Genomic DNA, 18,704 nt, shown 5'->3' on the forward strand with positions numbered 1-18,704 from the left:
TAAAAAGTCATATTTATAAATATGTATCTAGATTATCAAAAGAGGAAAAATCTATGACATCAAACCGTATTGAACGAGATAGCATGGGCGAATTAGCTGTCCCAACTGATGCACTATATGGAGCGCAGACTCAACGGGCCATAAATAACTTTCCAGTTAGTCAACAAGCCATGCCTGAGTCTTTTATCCGTGCATTGATCAAAATAAAATCAGCTGCCGCTACCGCAAACGTTAAGCTTGGCGCTATTCCAGATAAGATGGGGGCTGCTATTAATCAGGCAGCTACAGGCCTGCTAGCTGATGAAAGGTTAATGAGTCACTTCCCAGTAGATATTTTTCAAACTGGATCAGGTACAAGCTCGAACATGAACGCTAACGAAGTATTATCTACCCTTGCAACGAATTTGTACGGAGATAAAGTTGGGCCAAATGATCATATTAATTATGGTCAAAGTAGTAATGATGTTATCCCAACCTGTATTCATGTAAGTGCTGCTATAGAGCTAAACACCAAACTCCTTCCAGCTTTACAACACCTATCGGTAACCATTAAACAAAAAGCCAGTACAGTGAGACACCATGTAAAAACAGGGCGCACCCATTTAATGGATGCCATGCCGGTAAGGTTTAACCAAAGCTTACTTAGCTGGGCGAATCAAATCGATCAAAATATAGTGCATATTGAATCCCTACTCCCAGACTTGCATAGCCTAGCTCAAGGAGGTACAGCTGTAGGTACAGGTATTAATGCTCACCCAGACTTTGCAGACGAGTTCAGCCAAGAGCTTAGCCAGCTAACAGGGTTAACCTTTACTCCAGCAGAGAATTTTTTCAGCCACATTGGTAGCCAAGATATTGCGGTGTCGTTATCTGGACAATTGAAAACCACAGCGGTTTCTATCATCAAAATTGCTAACGATTTACGTTGGATGAACTCAGGCCCATTAGCAGGCCTGGGCGAAATAGAACTAGAAGCGCTGCAACCTGGCTCGTCTATCATGCCTGGCAAGGTCAACCCAGTTATCCCAGAAGCCGCCGCTATGGTTGGTGCCCAAGTAATAGGCAACGACACCACTATTAGTATTGCTGGGCAATCAGGTAACTTTGAACTAAACGTGATGCTACCTGTGATAGCCCATAATTTGCTAAACAGTATTGAGCTACTTAGTAATGTAAGTGAGTTATTGGCAGATAAGGCTATAGCAACCTTTGTGGTAAAAGAAGAAAAACTTAAAGAAGCATTAACCCGTAACCCTATTTTAGTCACCGCCCTAAACGCAGTGATTGGTTATGAAAAAGCAGCTAAAATAGCCAAACTCGCTTACGCTGAAAACCGCGCGATTATTGAGGTGGCAAGTGAAGAAACAGGCATGGATAAACAAGAATTAGCGAAATTGCTGGATCCTGAAAAACTCACCCACGGCGGCATACAATAACCATTACTGGTAAAACTTTTTATATAACAACCATTCAGCACCACAGGGGTTAATCCAAGTGCTGAATGGCATCATGCGTATTCACTCACTATAGGTAGCTCAATACTAATCTTTAAACCCAAAATTTTACCTTCATGTGAGTAATGATTACTGGCTTTTATATTGCCTTTCACGGCTTCTATTTGTCGCTGAGCTAAGGCTAGTCCTAAACCAAAACCATTACGTTTTTGCCCCACTTTAAGCTCTCTTTGAGCATCAGACAAAGTACGGGCCTTATCTACCCGAAAAAATGGTTTAAAAATTTCTTCAAGTAGTTCTTCAGGTACCCCCTGCCCCTCATCCTCAATAACTAGTGAATACAGTGTGTCGGTTTTAGATAGAAATACAGTCACCTGTTTAGTGAGTGGCGTATGATGCAGTGCATTGCGGATAACATTTTCTATAGCCTGCCCAAGTGCTCTTTGACTACTGTTTTTGATTACAGCTTGTTCTGGCAAATTAGCAATAAGGGTATGATTTGAGTATTCAAAGCGCGAGTCCTCGCAAATCACATTGATAAGCTCTGCTAAATCAAAGGTTTCATTGTTAAGCTTTGGCCGCTCTGTGTCTAAGTAAGCAAGTGTTAATGCATCTTCTACCAACTCCCGCATATTGGCTGCTTCGTATCTAAGTCTATCTGCCGCTTTTTTAGGGTCGAGCTGATGCTCTAAAAAATCCACAGCCATATCCATTCTGGTTAAAGGCGTACGTAACTCATGGGATAAGTCAGATAACATTTGCCTTTGGCTAGCAATTAATTTACTTGTACGATCGGCCATGTGATCAAAGGTGTCTGCCAGAGCAGTTAATTCGTCGTCTCTCGAATCTAGTGACGCATTGATACGCACATCAAAATTACCTTCACTGAATTGTTTGGTAGCATTTTCTAATCGACGTAATGGCGACATCAAATGTTGATACAAGACCAAAGAAAGCAAAGATAACAAAATCAAAGGCAACGCAAACTTAATAGCTAAACCTGCATGAGTGTAGTATTTTCCAGGTCGCATACGTTGGGGTAATTGGATTAAAAAGTGGGTATTTTTATCAGTAAAAGGAATATCCATAATGGGATTGTAATCAAAATAAAGATGGATCATCCAGTCAAGACTTCTCCCAAGTTTAATGCCTTCAACATACTTATCTCTCAAATCCGAATCAGACACAGTTACCACATTAGAAGCCGCAACCGCCGCCCAAGTTTGCTCCTTTTCTTGTAATTCCTCTAACCAGATATCTAATGCATCTTTGCCATGCTTACTATAAATATCTTCAGCTTGTTTGGCGTAATCTTGTAACTCTTGTTTATACTGCTCGTCGATAAAGCTCATGCTCTGCTCAGCTTGGTTGCTGAGAATATCTATCATCCAAAACAACAAAACAGTACCCGCACCAATAATACAACACAGCTTAATAAGTAGACGGTTCTTCACTTAAATACGTACCCTTTACCATGCACAGTGGCCAGACATTCAGCTGACATGCCAGCTTGAATGAGCTTTTTCCTGACGCGACTTAAATGCATATCTAAAGTGCGATCATATCGGCTAAACGATCGCTCAAGTACAGTTTGATATAAATAAGCTTTACTCAATACCTCAGCTTGGTTTTCAACTAAAGTAAATAATAATCGAAACTGAATGGGCGTTAGGGTAATACTTTGCTCATGATAGCTAATTTGTTGCGTTATTTTGTCCAATATTAGTCCATTAGCCGATAGAGTATTTTTTGTAAAAGGCAGCGCTGTTGATATTCCTGTTCGACGCAATAATACGTCTATACGTAACATTAACTCCATTAGGTTAAAGGGTTTAGGTAAATAGTCATCTGCCCCCTTACTGTAACCTTCAATTCTTTCTTGCTCAGCACCACAAGCTGTCAACATCATAACAGGCGTTTGATTAGTCTTTCGCAGAGTATTTAAAACTGAAAACCCATTTAATGAAGGCAGAAGTACATCCAGTAGGATCAAATCAAACTTGTGTTTAACCGCAGACAACAACCCCTGTTGACCATCATGGCATTGATTAATCAAAAAACCTTTACTTCGTAATAAATCAGCTAGCTGATCATTTAATACTTGGTCATCTTCAACAATTAAAATATGAGCTCTGCCCATCTTAAATATCCAGTAGCTATAAGGGCGTTAATACAACGCAAGTTAAATCGGTTTACTCAGGGCGCATGCTATCACATAGTAATAAAAACCTTAATGATAACGATTTCTACGTATGAGTATTGGCTTATTAATGAATATGTCTAAATGGCTCAATCTGCTGATATGGTAGATTTTCCCTGTTTTGCTCTTGACTTGTAGTAATGGCAAAAAGGCATTGCTGTATGTAATCCAATTTACCTTTATTACCCAAAGACAGGTCTGCCGCTGACTGAAGCAGCTTCTTGGCCAGATTTAATATTGCCATTCCATTATCGGGCACACTGAGTTTATTGAAACTATTAGCAAGCAAAATTGCCAGTGAGGTTAACCTAGAAAGCATATAAGACCTCCCTACTCCTTGAAGCTCCATGAGTATCGTAGTTGTTTCGAATGCACACCCAAGAAACGCAGTGGCTTGTTGCCAATCTTGTTTTTCTAGCAACGTCTCACCTTGCTGCTGCGCTTCTTCTATATAAGTTAATGCTTCTTGAGGATGAAAATAAACCCAATCCCTGTGTGTAGGACAAAGAAAGTTAATTGTCATTGCTCTTCCTTCAAATCTTGTATGAGTGCCTAAAAGATACATTATTGCCCGGCACAAGTAAATAATAACAATTATCATTTGCATTTATATAATATTGGAGTATCTTAAAATACAACAAGCTAATTCTGGTTTGCTTAGAATTAAGTAGCGTGAAGTGTAAGGCTAGTAGGATCGCAAGATGAATAAGATAAACAAACTTGTGTGTGTGCTTGGATTGTGTGCCCAAAGTACATATTCTTTTTCAACAGAAGTTAAAGTAACTCATTCATTACAAAGTGAATGGCTACATTACTTATTATTCGATTTGGCATTTATAGCCTTAATTGGCTTACTGTATTGCTTATATAAAGTACTTTTAACCCATTCTGGCAAAAGACAAACAAAACACTCCTCACTTTATAATTATATTGACCAAAGTCATCATCGAAATGTAAGAAAACGCCAGTAAACTAAAGCTACAGCATTTGTTAGCATGTTTCTGATATCTTTTTATCTTCAACTAAATATGTATGCGAATAAAATATCTAGGCTGAGATACAAAATATCACCCGTCCAACTATGTACTTCCTTTCAACCCAGCCGATATCGTCAGAACTTATACTTGAATCAGAATCACCAGAAAGTCTTAATCGGCCTGAGCAGTCTATATTTTCAACACGTTTGACGATTGTGTGTAATTGCGGATGAGACACCACAACCAAACACCCATTTCTTGCTGCAAAGCCTGGCCATATTCCACAAATAACATAGTCATTATTCATTAAGGTAGGGTGCATACTATGCCCTACCACTCTGTGAATTTTTACTTTAAACATTAAGCTAATTTAGGGTAGACAACCGACTCACTTGGCGGGTATGGGCAAGTAGCAATGTAAATATCAACCCCTTTAGTGGCCCAAAACATTTCTGCAAAATCGTTCACTAAGTTCAACAAAGCAACTGCTTTATCTCGATTAATATGCTGCTTACAAGCAGAGCCGGTTAAGAGAATATTATGGACTAGCTCGCTAGCGTCAGGAAAAGCCTCAAATTGAGGCTGCTTGAAGTAATCACCCCAGATGACAACAATCTCGTCTTTTACTATTTGAGCGTGTATTTCTTTCTCGCGAACTAAACGAGCTAGTTGTGCATGGTCAGCAAGGTTTAAGCTGTCTTTACTCTCTAACTCATTAATTAAATCAATAAAACGGATAACACTTAAAGCAGCAACTTGTGCGCTACTTGGGTCATATATTTTACAAGGAATATCACAATGTGCTGACGCTTGCTCAAAATTTAAGATGCGATCTATCTTAGTGGTAAGTGAATGAAGCATTATATTTCCTCGCTTTTGCTATTGTCTTTATTTTTAAATTGTTTTATCCCCAAAAAAGTCATGGCAGCTACTGCAGCAACAAGAGAGCTGTAAAACAAAATATGTAAAGCATCACTACTCCAATGACTATGATCGTGACCTTCGTGTGCAAAGGCGGCTGAGCTTAATAGGCTTAGAGCCCCAGCATAAAGAAATGTTTGAATTTTACGCATTGTTTTTCCTATTAGTTGAGGGTGTTTTTAAAAGTGGTTTCAAATAAGTTTGGTATTAAAGGTGGGACTGACATTACATGTTCAGGATGATTTTTTTGGTGATTAATTAAAGCAATATAGGTTTGGCTAACGCCCCAAATTAACGCATTGGCTCGGTAAGAATTTGGCTGTGCTTCACTTAAACAAGTGGATATTTTTTTATGAACTTTTTCTAACTCATGCTCGGCTAAAATGGCCTTGTCTTCTCTTAAATATAAATCTGCTAAGTTGTGATAACTAATCACAACTGAAGCTACCGCAGCTTTATGGTCAATCCAGTTATCTAATAAATATTCTGCCTGCCTTATAGCTTTGTTATAATGTGCCAATGCAGATAAAGTCTGACACCTTTCAAAACATTCATTACCGGCGCATATTTGCGCTTTCCAAATAGTCATTTGATCTGTTTGTAGCATTACATTCCCCTAATTTGATCAAAAAATAAAACCAATTTCTGAAGTCAATATGCCAACCAAGCATGCTTAACATGCGAGGCTTAATGCTATCCCATGTCACAGATAGTATTTATATTCAGATTGTTATGGTTTGATTTTGATTAATAGTCATCAAGACCGATCAATACAAATAATAACAATTATCATTTGCAATAATGCGCTAAAAATGAATTTTGTCAATGGGGAAATAAAAATATCAAAAAGTTTCATAAACAATGTTGATAATAGTTATCATTTAGATTAATGTGTGTTTGCTCTCGAGTTAAGTTTATTGGTCTTTACTTAACTCAATCCCGAACGGGAAGGTGTATAGGCGCTTTCCCGTTTTCTTTTTTAAAGTAAATCCCTCCACATATTGGTCGCCTTCTATAGAATTACAAATAGGTGTAACTAACTCTCATACTGCTACATCTAATTCTCCAAAATTAGATTTTTGATAATTGGAAAAGTTAGTAAATTAAAAAGTCTTTTGAAAATTTGAAGTAACACCCAACATTTGTCAGTTTTTTTTACACAAATAAAGATTAACATAAAAACAACAACGCAAACCTTTGTTTTAAAAGAGTTTTCCTCATGGCCCGCAAATTGCTATTGTCGTTATGTGTTACTAAATAAATTCGTATGTATCTAAAAAAAATTGATACGTTGTTACTTTAATTACTTAGGAATTAATAATGAAATCTAAATTACTTTATTCTTTTTTAGCTGGTGTTTCATTTCTATTTGCAGCATCTACGCAAGCAACCCTCATTAACTCAATAACTGGAGATTTAGTTACTGATTACAATCAGACTTCGGATGTGGTTTTAGATTTAGAAGGAACAACCCTTAAGGGTGCATACAACGTAAATGTTGCAAACTCTCTATACAATGTTGTTTTTGAAGACCTAGTTTTGAGTACACTTGACACTTCTTTATTCACTCAAGAAGAAGCAGAGCTAATATCAAACACCTTACTAAGTGATTTGTTTTTTGATGCAATGGAAGATTTATTTGTAAATGTAAATGGTTGCTATGGATATTGTCGAATATTCACTGTTTTTGATATCGATGGCAATAATTCTGCTGGGTATTACCTTGAAAATAATGCATCTCAAGAAAACTCTTCCTCTGTTCTTTATTTATCAAGCTCTACAGATTCGACTGACGCAAATTATGCCACTACAGCAACTTGGACAATCCAAACTTCTGAAGCAACAGCAGAAGTTCCAGCACCTGCAGCTTTGTTACTTGTACTAATTGGAATCGCTGGTATTGCTTTTAGTCGTCGCAGAGCATTGCGTTAGGGGGGTGAAGGGGTAACAAGAAGTCGTTATTGACCTTACACGTATTAAAGCTAAATTATACCGTTTTTTCAATTCAACAAACTCTCTAAAGCGGCTTTATAGCCGCTTTTTTTTGTCTTAAAGCGGAAGAATGCAAACAACCACAAGCATCTCTAAGTACTCTGGTGAATTAAAATAAGGTGCCTGTTTACTTGTCACTAATTAATTTAACACCAAGAAAAATCAAAACGCTCCCAGTTACGCCGTCCATCCACCGCAATGCTGTACTACTAGCAAAAAGGCGCTTTGCTGAGCTAACAGTTCCAGCTAAGCAAGATTGCCAGGCCATTGCTATAACGAAATGTATACCAGCCATAGTCATAGCCTGTAAAAATGGGGAGTAATCAGGGTTAATAAATTGCGGTAAAAATGCTAAATAAAAAACTGCAGTTTTAGGATTTAGTACATTAGACAAAAAGCCCTCTCTTAATGACCGGCTCACATTAACTGAGCGACTTGCAACATCATTAATTGCAATACCATGTTGCCCTTTGAACGCCAATTTTAGTGCGCCAAGTCCTAGCCAAATAAGATAAGTAGCACCCAACCACTTAATCACTGTAAAGAGTTCTACAGATTGCAGCAATATAGCTGAAATTCCCACAGCTGAAAGTGTCGCATGGACAAACAACCCCATACAAATACCAAAGCTGGTTACTACTCCATCCACACCACCAGAGCGACTAGAGTTTTTAATTACCAGCACAGTATCTATACCAGGGGTTATTGTTAGAAGAGTAATCGCCACTAAAAAAGCTTCAAAATTCAAAAGATGCATAGGTTAAGCTCACTTTTAATGCTTGGTTGCATATCAGTTGTTTTATAACACAAGTCCATGTGGGGGTACTTTGAAATGCCTACAGATAATATAACTGATGTTACTTTACAATTAGATTCAAATAAATACATTTTGTAACCCTAGCCGTTACTTATTTTCCCAAAAATATGTTTAACTTATCAACCAGCTTAAAAATTCAATATAAGGATATTGTTAATATGTGTCATTTCAAAAAATTGTTAATAATTGCTGTATTTACTACTTTTTCAACACTTTCAAATGCCTTTGATTTTGAATCGTGCAGTAGTGAATACTGTGTCAAAGTGTTCAAAGATTTTAAGAAATATGCCAAGAAAGGCCACCCAAGTGCAATGGAAACATTAGGTAACTTTTATATAGTTGGTTATGGAACCGAAAAAAGTGAATCTAAAGCGCTCAAAATGTACAAGAAAGCTGCTAAGTGGGACCAAGGAAGTGCGCAGTATAAAATAGGGTTGATATATACGTCTGGCGATAAAGGTGATGCTAGTAAAGGAATTAGATACCTAGAAAGAGCCGTTAAGAATAAAGCGTATGAAGCAGCATATTTGCTTGGTGTTATTTATATGGATGGAAAAATCGTAGAGCAAGATAATGAGAAAGCCAGAGAGTGGTTTGAAGTGGCCTCTAAATACAATCAACCCAAGGCAACGTATTTACTAGCACAAATGTACGACACTCAAGTGTTTGGGAAAGACCAACAGGCTAAAGCAATACCACTTTATAACAAGGTTGCATTTAAAATAGACTCTGCTAGAGAACGCCTGACAGAGTTGAATCAACCACTTCCTCCGGGTAATGATGATGATATTGAACGCATAGTGGTTAACCCTCAAGATTTGCAGCAATTTTTTGATGAACAGTTAGAAATATTAAGAAATACACCTTCACCTAAAATTGGTACTGGTAGTCGTGTTTCTAAATTAACTTGTGCGGAAAAGATATCCTGTGCATCTTTAAGTGGTGAAAGTGCCAATAGATTACACACCGAGGTTCAACGAGCGATTGGAATGGCTATTGCCAGTAGTTTCAGACAAATTAATTGATTTAGTGTAAATCAATTGTAAAAAATAAAGGCCTGCTAAGATTTTTATGATTCGAAATGATTATCAGGCCTGAAACTAAATTAACACGTCAGCCTCACCAATTAACCCTCGAATATCATCTACTTACTTGCTATATTTCGCGGCCTAAAGATAAGGTTTTGTGTGGTGTACGATTCTAGTTACAAGCATACAAATTAAATGGGAAGTTGGTGAGAAGCCAGCACTGTACCCGCAACTGTATACGTTCTTAGTCTATGTAAATAGATGTAAAAGTACGTGAGTCAGATACCAGCCTCATCCATTATTGTAATGTTGGCCTATCAACTTTGGCCAATTTGATATTCGTGCGGGAATACACGGACAACATACTCTTGTAACAGCTCTGCTGATTCTCGATATGCTTTCCTGCTCGCTATTTTTCACCTTGGTGGTTTGATTGACACATGATTTTAATGAGCCCGAAACATTAGTAAGAACTAGCATATGCCTGAAAAACCAAACCTTATTGCAATGCACATCAATTATAAGATTGCTACAAAAGCCATCTTATCTGATATTGATATAAGTGTTCACAAAGGTGAAGTTTTAGGTGTACTAGGGCCAAATGGTGCGGGTAAAACAAGCTTATTAAAAATACTCTCAGGCCAAGTATTTTGCCAAGGTAACGTATTCTGGAAACAAAAAAACCTTAAAGAATATAGCGAAATGCAGCGTGCGCAGCAAATAGCTGTGGTCAATCAAATCAACGACTCTGTATTTTCACTGAACTTACAACAAATTGTACGTATGGGATTACTACCCCACTCTTCTTTGATCAGCAGAGCGACCCCAGATGACATATTGCGTATTGCACAAGCATTAGAAAAAGTAGGACTGACCGAAAAAACTCAACAAACCTTTAATTCACTATCAGGTGGTGAGCAGCAGCGGGGCTTAATCGCTCGGGCTTTAGTGCAAAGGGCAGATTTAATAGTATTAGATGAACCGGTAAACCATCTTGATGTGTATTATCAACATCAAGTTTTACAACTCCTAACTTCATTAGCTCGTAGTCTCAACGTCACCATTATAATGAGCTTACATGATGTCAATTTAGCAGCTCATTATTGCGATAATGTATGTCTACTAAACCAAGGTAAGCTAATAGCCAAAGGTACGCCAGAGGCCGTATTTACCACAAAGCAATTATCAGAAGTATTTCGATTGCCCTGCGCTGTTACTGAAGGTGCGAGTAATAAAAGTTTTCATGTGAATTTTTATCCCCCATATCAAACAGATCACCATCTAACAAAAGGTGACTGTTAATTATGAACAAGAAATTCTGGTTGTTATGTTTCTTTGCCATTATCTCTGTGATTGTAGGGTTATTTTTTGGAGCTGCTGACTTTAGTAACCGAGAGTTATTGTCATGCCTTGTTGATAGCTGTAGCTCAGAGGTAAACGAGATGATTTTTTGGGAAATTCGGGCGCCGCGGGTATTAGTAGGTTTTTTAGTTGGGGCTGGATTAGCAGTTGCTGGCGCAACATTGCAAAATGTTACCCGTAACGGGCTTGCCGATCCTTACCTATTTGGTGTGGTGTCAGGTGCGGGGTTAGGCGCAAGTATTGCTACTTTATTATTTGACAGTAACTTCGCCGAAAGCATGGGATTATTAAAGCTATTTCCAGAGATAAGCTTTTCATTAGCTTTGCCTTTTGCTGCATTTTTTGGAGCCTTGTTTTCGGTAATTTTAGTACAGCTTTTAGTCACTCGAACCTTTGGTAGTAAAACAGAACACATGTTACTAGCAGGTATAGCCGTTTCATTTATGCTAAGTGCTCTTAGTCATTTTATTTTATTTATGGCAGAGCCATTTGCTGCCAACAAAGTAATCTTTTGGCTAATGGGCAGTCTTGCACGAATTGAAACTTGGTATGCCTGGGTGATATTACCCGTGCTCATCGTAAGCGTATCTTTATTGTTACTATACGGCCGCCATATGGATGCCTTATTAATTGGTGACGAAAATGCCAAAACCCTAGGGGTGCATGTGGGCCGGTTACGTTTTTTATCCTTGGCGACCTGCGCGGCATTAACCGCATGTATCGTAGCCTATTGCGGTGGCATCGGATTTGTAGGTTTGATGATCCCCCATATTATTCGCCATTGGCTAGGTGTTACAAGTCGCACTCTAATTATTGGTTGTGTATTGTTAGGCGGTGCATTTTTAGTATGGGTTGATGTAATCGCCCGCATCGCCCTGCCAGACCAAGAAATCCCAATTGGTATAATCACCTCGGCCATCGGCAGTATCTTTTTTCTATTGGCAATGCGCCAAAGAAACACTTAATCACTAACTATAAGCCCATTAATTATGAATCAAGCAACAGCAGCTTTTTTTTGTACCGACAACAATATTACTCCTAATCTAAATAACGCTAGGCTTCTAAATATTCGCTGTTGTAGAGAAAATAAAAAGGACTAGTGATGACCAAACAAAACAAGTCAGAGCAGCCAACACAGGTATATTTATTGCGCCACGGTGAAGTAGATGGACCTGAAGCATTAAACGGTAGAACAGACGTTCAGCTGAGTGCCAATGGCCGTCAGCAAATGCATCAACAATGTAGGAACTTACTATATCTTGACAACATCATTAGCTCACCATTAAGGCGCTGCAGTGATTTTGCCGAAGAAATAGCACGGATCCATGAGTTAGATGTTCAATTCAATCCAGATTTTCAAGAATGTGACTTTGGCGAGTGGGATGGGATTCGATTTGACGACCAATCACAACACTGGCCACTAATGACGTCGTTTTGGCAAAGCTCAGAACAACACTCACCACCTAAAGGTGAATCCCTTGAGGGGTTTCATACTAGAGTGATAACTGCTTGGGAATCTTTGTTAGAAAGTTATCAAAACCAACGTAATTTACTGGTTTGCCATGGGGGCGTAATCAGGCAAGTTTTAGGACATGTATTACCTGTAGATTGGCAAGATGGACAGTGGTACAGCCAATTAGAAATTGGGTATGGCAGTTTGACCAGAATTACTATTCCAACCTACGCTGGTGCTCTGCCGCGAGTTGACTTTATAGGTATGCCTGCTGACCTAGGACATGAAAACTTTGCCTAAACCCAACGCTTTACCTGCCAACTTAGGTGGGTCAGCCACTTTGATGATCCAAGGCACCACCACAGATGCGGGTAAAAGTTTATTGGTTGCTGGATTTTGCCGCTGTTTAAAGCGGTTGGGTTATAAGGTAGCCCCATTTAAGCCACAAAATATGGCACTTAATAGTGCAGTGACACCAGATGGCGGCGAGATAGGTCGTGCCCAAGCCCTGCAAGCTCAAGCCGCTGGCGTCATACCCAATGTAGACATGAACCCAATTCTACTTAAGCCCAGTAGTGATACTGGTGCCCAGGTCATTATTCACGGTAAAGCAATAAGTAACATGCAGGCTAAGGCTTATCACGATTATAAAAAAGTGGCGATGCAGGCTGTACTTGAGTCCCACCAGCGGTTAACTGATCAATATCAAGTGGTCATGGTCGAAGGCGCCGGTAGCCCTGCCGAAATCAACCTAAGAGAAGGTGATGTCGCCAATATGGGCTTTGCTGAAGCGGCAGATTGCCCAGTAATTATCGTTGCTGATATAGACAAAGGCGGCGTATTTGCACACCTAGTGGGTACCTTAGAGTTATTATCTGCTAGTGAGCAAAATCGTGTGGTGGGCTTTGTAATCAATAAATTCCGAGGTGATATCGCACTTTTACAAAGTGGCTTAGATTGGTTAGAAGAGCGAACCAATAAACCAGTATTAGGCGTGTTACCTTATTTGATGGACCTACAATTAGCTGAAGAAGACGCCATACAAGCTAATCAGCATATCGACAAAAACAATGTACGTTTACGGATTGCAGTGCCTGTGTTTTCTCGTATTAGTAATCACACCGATTTTGATATGCTAAGAGCCCACCCTCAGCTTGAACTAACCTTTGTGCCCCAAGGAAAAAGCATACCAGGGTGTGATCTGATTATCTTACCGGGCAGTAAACACGTCAGAGACGACTTAGCATTGCTTAAGCAACATCGATGGGATCACGATATTGCCAAGCATCTTCGCTATGGAGGTAAGGTTTTGGGAATTTGCGGCGGCTATCAAATGCTTGGTAACACCATACACGACCCACTAGGCATAGAAGGTAAAGCTGGAATTTCAGAGGGGTTAGGTTACTTAAATATTTATACCGAGCTACAAGCTGAAAAACAATTAACACATAGCACAGGCTATTTACTACTAGATAACTCACAGCAAGGCGTGGTTATTGAAGGCTACCAAATTCATGTGGGTGCAAGCATTAGAGTGCCAGATACCAAAGCATTTTGTACCTTAAATAACGGTAAATTGGATGGCTGTATTAGTGCCGATAACCAAGTGGCTGGCAGTTACTTACATGGGTTGTTCGATTCACCCGAAGCCTTACAACACATACTGAGTTGGGCTGGCGCCGATACAGATAAAGCACAGACATACGCACAGCAACAAGAACATGAATTAGACCGCTTAGCCGATGCCTGCGAAGCCCATTTAGATTGGTCTAAAATTACAAATTTCATCACATCACAAATGAGCAAGAATAATAGATATGAGTAACGAACAAGACAAAGCACTTCATAAAAAGCGCATGCAAAATCAAAAAGAAAAGGTAGACCAGCGAATTGCTGCCGCCCAAGAAGACAAAGGTTTACTGCTAGTAATAACAGGCAATGGTAAAGGTAAATCAACATCGGGGTTTGGCACCATTACCCGCGCTGTAGGCCATGGCTTAAATGCCAAGGTAGTACAATATGTTAAAGGTGGCTGGGAATGTGGTGAACGTAACCTATTAGAAAAAAACGGCGTTGAGTTTCACGTAATGGGCACCGGGTTTACCTGGGAAACTCAAGATAAAGAAAGCGATATCAAAGCTGCACAAGCTGCCTGGTCATACAGTAAAACCTTACTTCAAGATCCAAGCGTTGATGTTATTTTGTTAGATGAAATCACTTATATGGTGACTTACAAATACATAGATCTAGATGAAGTACTTGCTGCGTTAAACGCAAGGCCGAAGGCACAACATGTGGTGGTCACCGGCCGAGCTTGTCACCGTTCCATTATCGAATTAGCTGATACTGTTAGTGAAGTTCGCCCAGTTAAACATGCCTTTGATAATGGCATAAAGGCACAAAGAGGAATTGATTGGTGAGCACATTTCGAGGGTTAATCGCACTTTGTGCTTTCATACTAAGCTTACCAGCTTTTGCTGACAATCAGCATGCTAGCGATAACGCTAAGGCCTTAACCCAAGAGCAAAAACAACAAAGGCGCATAATCGCCTTAGCACCACACTTAGTTGAATCACTTTACGCCATAGGCGCAGGTGAGCAAATCATTGGTACCTCGGCCCATGCTGATTACCCAGCAGCAGCCAAGGATATACTGCGTGTTGGTAACTATGCGCGACTACAAATCGAAAAAATTTTACAGCTTAACCCCGATGTAATTATCGCCTGGAAAACCGGTAATCCTGCAGATGACCTAGAGCGCTTAGAGAAATACCAGCTTAGGGTGGTGTATTCAGCCCCCACTCAGATTGAAGATGTGGCAGCCGAAATCCTAATGTTAGGCGAACTCACTGGTCGAGAGGCCGCAGCGAAGACGTTAGCAACTAAATATTTAGCCCACTTAAAGCAGCTTAAACAAACCTATAGCATTAAATCACCAGTCAAAGTATTTTATGAAATGTGGGCGCGACCGCTGCGCACAGTAGCGAAAAATGCCCTGTTACAGCAGCAAGTTGAGTTATGTGGTGGCAATAACCCATTTGCAAACGCAGTAGACGACTATCCCATTGTTGGCCTAGAACAAGTACTCACCAGCTTACCCCAAGTGGTGATACAACCTGCTCCTTATAGTGCTGACAACCGCGACAGCTTAAATTGGCAGCAATGGCCACATATTCCAGCAGCTAAGAACAATTTTGTATTTCACCCCAATCCAGACAAAACCCACAGACTCACAACCCGAATGTTAGATGAAGTGAAAATCATGTGTGAACAAATAGACACCGCACGAAAGTTTTACCAAGACTAAGAAAATAGAAAAGCGTTATTGATGAATGAACTGACTGCAAAGAAACAATTAGATTTGAACTAAATGCTAACGCCTTTATGTCAATTTATTTTACAAGCCCTTAGAATAAAAACCCAAAAAAAGCCATAACCAATTGAAATAAAACAAATAAACAACCTTGGCTCGAAAATCGCTTTATATGGAGTGTAATAATAATTTAGTACCAACTAATTTAAACCTAGGAATTCAATATGAACGTAAGAATGTTAAAAATGGCAGGTGCAGGTATAGCGTTATCAATTAGTAGTTTTGCCAATGCAGTACTCGTTTTACAAGTTGACCTTAGTGTTGAAAACTCTATTACCATTAGTGCTACATCAGGTACCTCACTTGCAACTGTCAGTGGCAGTGACTTTACAGGATTTTTACTAACTGATTTTTTTGACTCGTCGTTTGAAGTATTAGGTGGTACATATTTAACATCCGGCAATCTTAGCAGTGCAAACAATACAAGTAATGGCATCCCCTTGATTTATAGCCACCTTGCTGATACCGGCTTAAATATTTGGACATTTACTGATGACCCTTCAATGACATTTACCGCAGGAGAACTCGCCTTTAGTGGGCAAGGAAACTGGGCTGTTACGTCAGCTATGTATGTTAGTGCCCTTAACGGTGCACAAAGCGGAAACGTTTACGCCCCAGCAGACAGCATTGACGATATAGGAGGTGCTGGATTGATTGGTACTTGGGCAGTAGTTGGAGCAGAGGAAGTACCCGCACCTTCTACCCCCGCTATTTTAGGCTTAGCTTTGATGGGCCTAGCATTGCGTAGACTTAAAAAATAAGAACCAGTTTAGTCATCTCATTGGCTTGGCTTGGCTAGTTTAAAAAAGCTTATTAAACACCTGTCATTCGACAGGTGTTTTTTTATATATCAATGGTGTAAACCCCGTTGACAATATCCTTAACTAAACGTATCTTGCACGCCACTATTCTAGGTGCCTATCGCTTATTTACTTATTGACAAATAAACTGGATAGGGTAAACGGGAAGTGTGGTGAAATTCCACTGCTGCCCCCGCAACGGTAATATGCAAATTCGCATTAAAGCCCGACACCGGCCTAAGTAAATAGCTATTTTTACGTATGGAGCGGCGGGCTTCATTAGAATGCACATATTCTTAGGTGACCTTGTTTGATTACCTAAACATGGCGTTTGTTATACATCACAAACCACGCAATTCTTTACCCACCCCTCTCAATCGTTTTTTAAAGATAAGATTGAGGATTTTATGAAACTTACATCACTCGCGTTATCGGTCAGCGCAGCCCTAATTGCCAGCCCATTATTTGCACAAGAAAATATACAGCAGAATAACGAAGAACAAGACATAGAAAAAATGGTTGTGGTGTCTAGTCGTATTGCTATGCCACTTAGAGAAATTGCCACGTCTGTATCTGTCGTCACCAAAGAAGACATTGAACTACGTGGCTACAGCAACCTTGCCGATGTGTTAAAAGTGCAAGCGTCAATAGGCGTCACCAACACAGGGGGCGAAGGTACAACGTCAGCATTACGTATTCGAGGTGAAGAAGGTTACCGCACCCTAGTTCGCGTTGATGGTGTAGATATATCTGACCCAACAGGTACCCAAGTTGGCCCACAACTCGCCCACCTACAAAGTAGCAATATTCAGCGGGTAGAGATTTTAAGAGGCTCTCAAGGATTAGCCTACGGTGCTGATGCAGGCGGAGTCATTAATATCCTAAGTGGCGCAGGCAGTGAAGACTTGTCCGGTAATGTTAGTGGAGAACTAGGTCGTTATGGTACTACCAATTTAGCAGCAGATGTTGGAGGCACTATTGAAAGCCTAGATTATTACCTCTCGGCTTCTAACTACCAAACTGATGGGTTCAACTCACGAATCGATGATACCACCCTTGATCAAGATGGTTATGAAAACACAACGATACATTCATGGCTTGGGTGGCAGGTAAATGAAGAGTTAAAGTTTGGCGTAGTTCTGCGAAACACCTCTGGAGATGGCGAGTATGACAACTGCTTTTCTGCTTTAGGTACTAACGACTGTGAAAATGAATTTACCCAAAGTAACCTAAGAGTAACGGCTAATTATGAAACAGATAACAGTGGCCACGAATTCGCTTATGCAAAGACCATAGTGGAGCGTGAGAATTTTACCGACGGTATTTCAGCTTTCTTTACTAAGGGTAATGTGGAGCGCTTTGAATACCTAGGCAACACAGTCTTTAACGAAGATCACGGTGTAGTTTACGGCCTAGACTGGGAAAAAGAAGTCATTAGTTCTTCTGACCTTAGTCGCATTAGCAAAGGTTACTACCTAGAATACCAAGGTCAGTTCATTGAAAACCTCTATGTTACAGCAGGTGTTCGCCACGACGACAACGAAGACTTTGGCGAGCACACTAGTATGAGATTAAGCGGTGCCTATATCTGGGCTGTTGGTAATGACGAACTTAAACTCCGCAGCGCTTATGGTACTGGATTTCGTGCACCAAGCCTTTCTGAAATTGATTATAACAACAGTGCCTGGGCTTATGCCCCCGCTACTGACAGTGACCTAAAAGAAGAGAATACCAAAGGCTACGAGGTAGCTATTGAATACAACTTACACAATGGCTCACACTTTGAAGCCGTTTATTTTGACCAAAAAATCACTGACAGTATTGAGTTTGATTTAGCTAGTTTCTCTGGATACATACAAGAAATAGGCGAGGTGTACTCTCAAGGTGTCGAGTTAATTGCGAGCTTAGCGTTAAGTGAATCGTTACACCTAAACACTAACTACACCTATAACGACACAGAAGACACCACTGGTGAACAACGTATTCGTCGTCCAAAACACTTAGTTAATGTTGGCCTTGATTACCAAATTGAAAAATTAACGGTATCTGCCAATGTACGTTTGGTGAAAGACTTTACTGACTCTGTTTACGATAGTGCAATATTTCAATCAGTTAGAGTGCCAATGGATGATTATCAAATAGTTGATTTAAGCGCCCGCTATTCAGTGACCCCCAAGCTCACTGTTTTTGCAAGGGTTGAAAACCTGTTTGGCGAAGACTATAAAGACTTAGCCGAATATAACACCAAAGGGCAAGCACCTTATGTTGGCGTACAATATCAATTTTAAATAAACCTGCACAAGGCTTATAGAGAAACGATTTTTTAT

19 protein-coding genes and 2 riboswitches are annotated in these 18,704 nt (G+C 39.8%); of the genes, 11 read left to right on the forward strand and 8 right to left on the reverse strand.

Features of this window, described 5'->3' with window-relative positions; translation table 11 throughout:
- Nucleotides 1–53 precede the first annotated feature (53 nt).
- Nucleotides 54–1,436: a class II fumarate hydratase gene (locus tag EOK74_RS03425; RefSeq protein WP_133468523.1), complete on the forward strand. Its 1,383-nt coding sequence runs from the start codon at nt 54–56 to the stop codon at nt 1,434–1,436.
- Between the two features lie 71 nt (nt 1,437–1,507).
- Here the strand turns inward: EOK74_RS03425 and EOK74_RS03430 are convergent, their stop codons facing one another.
- The 7 genes from EOK74_RS03430 to EOK74_RS03460 form a co-directional block, all read right to left on the reverse strand.
- Nucleotides 1,508–2,908, reverse strand: coding sequence for a sensor histidine kinase (locus tag EOK74_RS03430; protein ID WP_205964487.1), 1,401 nt, complete (start codon nt 2,906–2,908; stop codon nt 1,508–1,510).
- Nucleotides 2,905–3,594, reverse strand: a complete 690-nt coding sequence (locus EOK74_RS03435) for a response regulator transcription factor (protein ID WP_133468524.1) — start codon at nt 3,592–3,594, stop codon at nt 2,905–2,907. The genes EOK74_RS03430 and EOK74_RS03435 overlap by 4 nt, the downstream gene beginning before the upstream one ends.
- Nucleotides 3,595–3,721: 127 nt before the next feature.
- On the reverse strand, nt 3,722–4,177 hold the full coding sequence (locus EOK74_RS03440) for a hypothetical protein (protein ID WP_133468525.1): 456 nt from the start codon (nt 4,175–4,177) through the stop codon (nt 3,722–3,724).
- 524 nt (nt 4,178–4,701) lie between these two features.
- The gene (locus tag EOK74_RS03445; protein WP_133468526.1) at nt 4,702–4,992 is read right to left on the reverse strand and encodes a S24 family peptidase; all 291 of its coding nucleotides are present in this window, start codon (nt 4,990–4,992) and stop codon (nt 4,702–4,704) included.
- Nucleotides 4,992–5,492 carry a superoxide dismutase, Ni gene (gene sodN / locus EOK74_RS03450; protein WP_133468527.1) on the reverse strand — a complete coding sequence of 167 codons (501 nt, stop codon included), beginning with the start codon at nt 5,490–5,492 and terminating at the stop codon, nt 4,992–4,994. Before sodN ends, EOK74_RS03445 begins: the two co-directional genes overlap by 1 nt.
- Nucleotides 5,492–5,704 carry a hypothetical protein gene (locus EOK74_RS03455; protein ID WP_133468528.1) on the reverse strand — a complete coding sequence of 71 codons (213 nt, stop codon included), beginning with the start codon at nt 5,702–5,704 and terminating at the stop codon, nt 5,492–5,494. Before EOK74_RS03455 ends, sodN begins: the two co-directional genes overlap by 1 nt.
- An 11-nt stretch (nt 5,705–5,715) precedes the next feature.
- Nucleotides 5,716–6,159, reverse strand: a complete 444-nt coding sequence (locus tag EOK74_RS03460) for a hypothetical protein (RefSeq protein ID WP_133468529.1) — start codon at nt 6,157–6,159, stop codon at nt 5,716–5,718.
- A gap of 713 nt (nt 6,160–6,872) precedes the next feature.
- On the opposite strand from EOK74_RS03460, the gene EOK74_RS03465 reads away from it, so the two are divergent.
- A complete protein-coding gene (locus tag EOK74_RS03465) occupies nt 6,873–7,484 on the forward strand; it encodes a PEP-CTERM sorting domain-containing protein (protein WP_133468530.1) in 612 nt (203 codons plus the stop codon).
- A gap of 187 nt (nt 7,485–7,671) precedes the next feature.
- Here the strand turns inward: EOK74_RS03465 and EOK74_RS03470 are convergent, their stop codons facing one another.
- Nucleotides 7,672–8,301 (reverse strand): LysE family translocator, encoded by a 630-nt coding sequence (locus tag EOK74_RS03470; protein WP_133468531.1) that lies wholly within the window; start codon nt 8,299–8,301, stop codon nt 7,672–7,674.
- Between the two features lie 218 nt (nt 8,302–8,519).
- Between EOK74_RS03470 and EOK74_RS03475 the strand changes: the two genes are divergently transcribed.
- From EOK74_RS03475 to EOK74_RS03515, 9 genes are all read left to right on the forward strand, one after another.
- A complete protein-coding gene (locus EOK74_RS03475; RefSeq protein ID WP_166638706.1) occupies nt 8,520–9,386 on the forward strand; it encodes a tetratricopeptide repeat protein in 867 nt (288 codons plus the stop codon).
- Between the two features lie 143 nt (nt 9,387–9,529).
- Nucleotides 9,530–9,697: riboswitch (cobalamin riboswitch) on the forward strand.
- A gap of 172 nt (nt 9,698–9,869) precedes the next feature.
- A complete protein-coding gene (locus EOK74_RS03480; protein ID WP_133468533.1) occupies nt 9,870–10,691 on the forward strand; it encodes an ABC transporter ATP-binding protein in 822 nt (273 codons plus the stop codon).
- A gap of 2 nt (nt 10,692–10,693) precedes the next feature.
- On the forward strand, nt 10,694–11,716 hold the full coding sequence (locus EOK74_RS03485) for a FecCD family ABC transporter permease (protein WP_133468534.1): 1,023 nt from the start codon (nt 10,694–10,696) through the stop codon (nt 11,714–11,716).
- Between the two features lie 137 nt (nt 11,717–11,853).
- Nucleotides 11,854–12,504 carry a histidine phosphatase family protein gene (locus EOK74_RS03490; RefSeq protein WP_133468535.1) on the forward strand — a complete coding sequence of 217 codons (651 nt, stop codon included), beginning with the start codon at nt 11,854–11,856 and terminating at the stop codon, nt 12,502–12,504.
- A complete protein-coding gene (locus tag EOK74_RS03495) occupies nt 12,488–14,029 on the forward strand; it encodes a cobyric acid synthase (RefSeq protein WP_420818921.1) in 1,542 nt (513 codons plus the stop codon). The genes EOK74_RS03490 and EOK74_RS03495 overlap by 17 nt, the downstream gene beginning before the upstream one ends.
- On the forward strand, nt 14,022–14,624 hold the full coding sequence (cobO, locus tag EOK74_RS03500; RefSeq protein WP_133468536.1) for a cob(I)yrinic acid a,c-diamide adenosyltransferase: 603 nt from the start codon (nt 14,022–14,024) through the stop codon (nt 14,622–14,624). The genes EOK74_RS03495 and cobO overlap by 8 nt, the downstream gene beginning before the upstream one ends.
- Nucleotides 14,621–15,511, forward strand: coding sequence for a cobalamin-binding protein (locus EOK74_RS03505; protein WP_239023995.1), 891 nt, complete (start codon nt 14,621–14,623; stop codon nt 15,509–15,511). Before cobO ends, EOK74_RS03505 begins: the two co-directional genes overlap by 4 nt.
- 230 nt (nt 15,512–15,741) lie before the next feature.
- Nucleotides 15,742–16,338, forward strand: coding sequence for a PEP-CTERM sorting domain-containing protein (locus EOK74_RS03510; RefSeq protein ID WP_133468537.1), 597 nt, complete (start codon nt 15,742–15,744; stop codon nt 16,336–16,338).
- A 134-nt stretch (nt 16,339–16,472) separates the two neighbouring features.
- Nucleotides 16,473–16,632: riboswitch (cobalamin riboswitch) on the forward strand.
- 152 nt (nt 16,633–16,784) lie between these two features.
- Nucleotides 16,785–18,665: a TonB-dependent receptor plug domain-containing protein gene (locus EOK74_RS03515; RefSeq protein ID WP_133468538.1), complete on the forward strand. Its 1,881-nt coding sequence runs from the start codon at nt 16,785–16,787 to the stop codon at nt 18,663–18,665.
- Nucleotides 18,666–18,704: the final 39 nt, after the last annotated feature.

This window comes from Paraglaciecola marina (assembly GCF_004360155.1).
GTDB lineage: Bacteria > Pseudomonadota > Gammaproteobacteria > Enterobacterales > Alteromonadaceae > Paraglaciecola > Paraglaciecola marina.

What these genes read in the sequence shown, in the direction of transcription:
- EOK74_RS03470 (WP_133468531.1), bottom strand. Translation starts at nt 8,301, where the DNA reads ATGCATCTTTTGAATTTTGAAGCTTTTTTAGTGGCGATTACTCTTCTA.
- EOK74_RS03510 (WP_133468537.1), top strand. Translation starts at nt 15,742, where the DNA reads ATGAACGTAAGAATGTTAAAAATGGCAGGTGCAGGTATAGCGTTATCA.
- EOK74_RS03495 (WP_420818921.1), top strand. Translation starts at nt 12,488, where the DNA reads ATGAAAACTTTGCCTAAACCCAACGCTTTACCTGCCAACTTAGGTGGG.
- EOK74_RS03460 (WP_133468529.1), bottom strand. Translation starts at nt 6,159, where the DNA reads ATGCTACAAACAGATCAAATGACTATTTGGAAAGCGCAAATATGCGCC.
- EOK74_RS03440 (WP_133468525.1), bottom strand. Translation starts at nt 4,177, where the DNA reads ATGACAATTAACTTTCTTTGTCCTACACACAGGGATTGGGTTTATTTT.
- EOK74_RS03475 (WP_166638706.1), top strand. Translation starts at nt 8,520, where the DNA reads ATGTGTCATTTCAAAAAATTGTTAATAATTGCTGTATTTACTACTTTT.
- EOK74_RS03515 (WP_133468538.1), top strand. Translation starts at nt 16,785, where the DNA reads ATGAAACTTACATCACTCGCGTTATCGGTCAGCGCAGCCCTAATTGCC.
- EOK74_RS03435 (WP_133468524.1), bottom strand. Translation starts at nt 3,594, where the DNA reads ATGGGCAGAGCTCATATTTTAATTGTTGAAGATGACCAAGTATTAAAT.
- EOK74_RS03480 (WP_133468533.1), top strand. Translation starts at nt 9,870, where the DNA reads ATGCCTGAAAAACCAAACCTTATTGCAATGCACATCAATTATAAGATT.
- EOK74_RS03490 (WP_133468535.1), top strand. Translation starts at nt 11,854, where the DNA reads ATGACCAAACAAAACAAGTCAGAGCAGCCAACACAGGTATATTTATTG.
- EOK74_RS03445 (WP_133468526.1), bottom strand. Translation starts at nt 4,992, where the DNA reads ATGTTTAAAGTAAAAATTCACAGAGTGGTAGGGCATAGTATGCACCCT.
- sodN (WP_133468527.1), bottom strand. Translation starts at nt 5,492, where the DNA reads ATGCTTCATTCACTTACCACTAAGATAGATCGCATCTTAAATTTTGAG.
- EOK74_RS03455 (WP_133468528.1), bottom strand. Translation starts at nt 5,704, where the DNA reads ATGCGTAAAATTCAAACATTTCTTTATGCTGGGGCTCTAAGCCTATTA.
- EOK74_RS03465 (WP_133468530.1), top strand. Translation starts at nt 6,873, where the DNA reads ATGAAATCTAAATTACTTTATTCTTTTTTAGCTGGTGTTTCATTTCTA.
- cobO (WP_133468536.1), top strand. Translation starts at nt 14,022, where the DNA reads ATGAGTAACGAACAAGACAAAGCACTTCATAAAAAGCGCATGCAAAAT.
- EOK74_RS03425 (WP_133468523.1), top strand. Translation starts at nt 54, where the DNA reads ATGACATCAAACCGTATTGAACGAGATAGCATGGGCGAATTAGCTGTC.
- EOK74_RS03485 (WP_133468534.1), top strand. Translation starts at nt 10,694, where the DNA reads ATGAACAAGAAATTCTGGTTGTTATGTTTCTTTGCCATTATCTCTGTG.